The 3,064-nt window shown below is 52.9% G+C and carries 4 protein-coding genes and 3 tRNA genes; all 7 read left to right on the top strand.

The window, feature by feature from the left end; genetic code table 11:
- Positions 1-201: 201 nt before the first annotated feature.
- Positions 202-1,155 (top strand): bifunctional biotin--[acetyl-CoA-carboxylase] ligase/biotin operon repressor BirA, encoded by a 954-nt coding sequence (gene birA / locus EIY71_RS28385; protein ID WP_085747587.1) that lies wholly within the window; start codon positions 202-204, stop codon positions 1,153-1,155.
- Entirely contained in the window at positions 1,145-1,894 is a 750-nt protein-coding gene (locus EIY71_RS28380; protein ID WP_085747588.1) for a pantothenate kinase, read from the top strand. Before birA ends, EIY71_RS28380 begins: the two co-directional genes overlap by 11 nt.
- A gap of 7 nt (positions 1,895-1,901) precedes the next feature.
- Complete coding sequence (locus tag EIY71_RS28375; protein ID WP_102686412.1) at positions 1,902-2,342, top strand: hypothetical protein; 441 nt, start codon at positions 1,902-1,904, stop codon at positions 2,340-2,342.
- A 143-nt stretch (positions 2,343-2,485) separates the two neighbouring features.
- Positions 2,486-2,570, top strand: a tRNA-Tyr gene (locus EIY71_RS28370).
- Positions 2,571-2,595: 25 nt separating this feature from the next.
- Positions 2,596-2,669, top strand: a tRNA-Gly gene (locus tag EIY71_RS28365).
- Positions 2,670-2,695: 26 nt separating this feature from the next.
- A tRNA-Thr gene (locus EIY71_RS28360) sits at positions 2,696-2,771 on the top strand.
- Between the two features lie 85 nt (positions 2,772-2,856).
- Positions 2,857-3,064 (top strand): GTP-binding protein (locus tag EIY71_RS28355; protein WP_232254023.1); only part of this gene is annotated, 208 nt, incomplete at its 3' end.

Below are 3,064 nucleotides of genomic sequence, written 5' to 3'. Positions count from 1 at the left end.
AGAAGTGAAACGATGCATCGCCGATGGTAGTGTGGGGTTTCCCCATGTGAGAGTAGGTCATCGTCAAGATTAAATTCCGAAACCCCAATTGCGAAAGCAGTTGGGGTTTTGTTTTGCCCGCAGGAAAATGGATTGTTTGAATTCTATGCAGCGGCCCGGTGCATGGCTATTATTCGGGCCTCATTCTGAGGCGAGACCTGCATGCTGACGTTGTTGAACCTTCTGAAGGATGGTCGATTCCATTCCGGTCAGGCCCTGGGTGTTGCTCTGGGAATTAGTCGAAGTGCGGTGTGGAAGCAGCTTCAGCATCTGGAGGCGGAGCTTGGGTTATCCATACATAAAGTTCGAGGGCGGGGCTATCAATTGGCTTCGCCATTGGCGCTGCTTGACTCGCTCAGGATAGAGGAAAGTCTTTCCGGCTGGTCTGTCAGTATCTTCGATTCCGTGGACTCGACTAATGCTGAATCGCTGCGCGCGGTGGATGGGGGGCGGGCGGCTCCCTTTCTTGTACTGGCTGAGCGCCAGAGCTCAGGGCGGGGGCGCAGAGGCCGTAAATGGGTGAGTCCGTTTGCTGAAAACCTCTATTACAGTCTCGTGCTGCGCATCGATGGTGGGATGCGTCAGCTTGAAGGGTTAAGTCTCGTTGTTGGTCTCGCGGTCATGCAGGCCTTGCATGCGCTTGGGGTGCCAGGTGCAGGGCTGAAATGGCCCAATGATGTATTGGTCGACCAAAAAAAAATCGCCGGGATCCTGTTGGAGCTGGTTGGTGATCCAGCAGACGTGTGCCATGTAGTGTTGGGCATAGGCATTAATGTGAACATGCAGGCTACAGACGAAGTTGATCAGCAATGGACTTCAATGCGTCTAGAATCGGGCAAATCTTGTGATCGCAATATTCTGGCGATTGAGCTGAGTAAGCAGCTGCAACTCTATCTGCAGCGTCACCAATCAGGTGGCTTCTCTGCGCTTCAGGCGGAGTGGGAGGCGAGTCATTTGTGGCAAGGGCAGCCGGTTTCTCTCACCGCCGGTGTCAATCAGGTAGAGGGTGTGGTGCTGGGAATCGATAATCAGGGCGCGCTTAGGCTGAAGGTAGATGGTGTGGAAAAGGTCTTTAGTGGCGGTGAGCTCAGCTTGAGGTTGCGTGATGATTCTTGAGCTCGATTGTGGAAACAGCTTTATCAAATGGCGTGTGCTGAGCGTTGAGGCCGGCGTCTTGGTCGCGGAGGGCGTGGTCGACTCTGACATGGCGTTGGTTGACGGTCTTCGATCGTTCGAGAAAGTGTCTCTCAAGAAATGTCGCCTCGTCAGCGTAAGAACCGAAGATGAGACTAATTTGCTGATTGGCTTGCTCAAGCATGAGTTCGGCATTTCCGTTGTCTGTGCGGCGCCCGCTCGCGAGATGTCCGGCGTAAAGAATGGTTACGACGACTATGAGCGCCTTGGTCTCGATCGCTGGCTGGCGATGCTTGGTGGTTTTCACCTGGCTAAAGGTGCTTGTCTGGTTCTTGATTTCGGGACAGCGGTGACTGCGGACTTTATCTCCGTGGACGGCGAGCATCTGGGAGGCTTCATTTGTCCTGGCATGCCGCTGATGCGTAATCAGTTGCGTACGCATACTCGAAAAATTCGCTATGGAGACCTGGCGGCAGAGCGTGCATTGACGAGCCAGGCTCCGGGGCGCAATACGGCTGAGGCTGTAGAGCGTGGCTGTTCGTTGATGCTCAGGGGATTTGTGTTGACGCAGCTGGAGATGGCGCGCTCCTACTGGGGTGATGACTACAGTGTCTTCATTACGGGTGGTGATGCCGAGCTGGTTTCGGATGTTGCGCCTGAGGCTCGGATTGTTCCCGATTTGGTGTTCGTGGGTTTGGCTATGGCGTGTCCTTTGTCCTGAGGTTTGTATGCGTTGGTTGTTTCTTCTGCTTCTGGTACTCAATGTGTTTTATTACGTCTGGCATCAGCAGGAGGCCCCGCTACGCGCAAAGGATGTAACGCCGCTCAGTCTTTATCGTGGCTCGCAACAGGATATTCGCTTGCTGAGTGAGGCTGGTGGTGATGCTTCCCGTGAAAAAAGGACTGGGGGGAAGTCTGATGGGCAGTGCCTTTATGTAGGTGGTTTGGCGCGCCCCGAGACCGCTCAGGCGTTGGAACAGCGTTTGACGGAGATTGGAGCAAAAGCTCTTCCTTCGTCAAAAGAGTCTTCCGGCGGCTCATATTGGTTCCAGATTACGCCCGAAACCCAGCGTTTGCTGGGTGATGCTCAGTTACAAAACCTTTCCAAGGAATTCAATGAGTTAAAACATAAAATAATGCTGTGCGAGGGGGTTGCACCTACTGAATAGTTTGCATAGAATGGCGCCCGCTCTACAGCGAAGACCTGAAAAGGTAGAAGCAGTGGGGTGGTGTCAATGCAGCTAACCTCAGGTTTTTAAATGAGAAAATGCTTGACAGGGGTTTGGCATAGTATAGAATGCCGGCCTGATTAGGAGGGGTTCCCGAGCGGCCAAAGGGATCAGACTGTAAATCTGACGTCTACGACTTCGAAGGTTCGAATCCTTCTCCCTCCACCAGATTTTAGCGTGAGCTGCAGGCTCCGCGGGTATAGTTTAGTGGTAGAACCTCAGCCTTCCAAGCTGATGATGCGGGTTCGATTCCCGCTACCCGCTCCAAGTTTGCAGGTTGTGCAAAGTTTTACGCTCTTGTAGCTCAGTTGGTAGAGCACACCCTTGGTAAGGGTGAGGTCAGCGGTTCAAATCCGCTCAAGAGCTCCATATAACAAGGCAGATATGAAAATATCTGCCTTTGTTTTAATGGCTCGTGTTGTTTGCTCAATTTCTTCTGTTAGGGGTGATATCGATGGCTAAGGAAAAATTTGATCGTTCCCTGCCGCACGTCAACGTAGGCACCATCGGTCACGTAGACCACGGTAAGACCACGCTGACCGCTGCTCTGACTCGCGTCTGCTCCGAAGTTTTCGGTTCGGCCGTAGTTGAATTCGACAAGATCGACAGCGCTCCAGAAGAAAAAGCTCGCGGTATCACCATCAACACCGCGCACGTTGAGT

The sequence above is a fragment of the Pseudomonas sp. CH235 genome, assembly GCF_004368175.1.
GTDB lineage: Bacteria > Pseudomonadota > Gammaproteobacteria > Pseudomonadales > Pseudomonadaceae > Aquipseudomonas > Aquipseudomonas paraglycinae.
The sequence above is the reverse complement of the archived record's forward strand: the minus strand, read 5'-3'. Positions and strand labels throughout refer to the sequence as shown.